The 732-nt window shown below is 62.0% G+C and carries 1 protein-coding gene and 1 pseudogene; both read left to right on the top strand.

Annotated elements, in window-relative coordinates; all coding sequences use genetic code 11:
* Nucleotides 1–174: pseudogene (locus B2W52_RS15240) on the top strand (glucose-6-phosphate dehydrogenase); the annotation flags it as partial.
* Nucleotides 161–732, top strand: a 572-nt coding sequence (pgl, locus tag B2W52_RS15245) for a 6-phosphogluconolactonase (protein ID WP_286803680.1), incomplete at its 3' end; no start/stop codon positions are given. The pseudogene B2W52_RS15240 and the gene pgl, both read left to right, overlap by 14 nt.

The raw sequence follows: 732 nt of genomic DNA on the forward strand, positions 1-732 counted from the left end.
CTGTTCGTGCGCCGTGACGAGGTGGAGTATGCCTGGCGCTGGGTCGATCAGGTTATTCGGAACTGGAAGGATGGCGGCGAGCCGCCAAAACGTTACGCGGCGGGAACCTGGGGCCCCGTTGCTTCCATCGCCATGATTACCCGGGATGGCAGGAGCTGGTATGAAGATGTCTGATCTGCGTTTGCCCGAGGGTGTCAGTGATCGCTCAGGTGAAACCGCTGATGGCGTGGCCCTGGATCTTGCTGATGCCGTGGCGGGATTTCTGGCGGCCCGCCTGAGAGAGGTGCCCAGGGCGAGCCTGGTGGTATCCGGCGGTTCCACGCCGCTGCCATTTTTCAGGGCGCTGTCCGGCAAGGATCTGGATTGGGGCAGGGTAGACGTTCTGCTGGCGGATGAGCGTTGGGTGGAAGAAAACGATGACGCCAGCAATACCCGCCTGGTTCGGGAGAACCTGCTGCAGAATAAGGCGGCCTCGGCCCGGTTCCTGTCGCTCAAACAGCCTGGTGCGACACCCTCAGAGGGTCTTGAGCGAGTGAAGGCCGAGCTCGTGAACCTGGCCCTGCCCATCGACGTGCTGATTCTTGGTATGGGCAACGACGGCCATACCGCCTCACTGTTTCCCGACGCACCCGAATTGGAAAGTGCGATGAATCCTGAATGCCAGGAAATCGTTGCGCCCGCCACGCCCGCGTCGCAGCCGCAGAAACGCATCACCTTGACCTGGCCACCCCT

The organism is Marinobacter sp. UBA2498 (genome assembly GCF_002341575.1).
GTDB lineage: Bacteria > Pseudomonadota > Gammaproteobacteria > Pseudomonadales > Oleiphilaceae > Marinobacter > Marinobacter manganoxydans.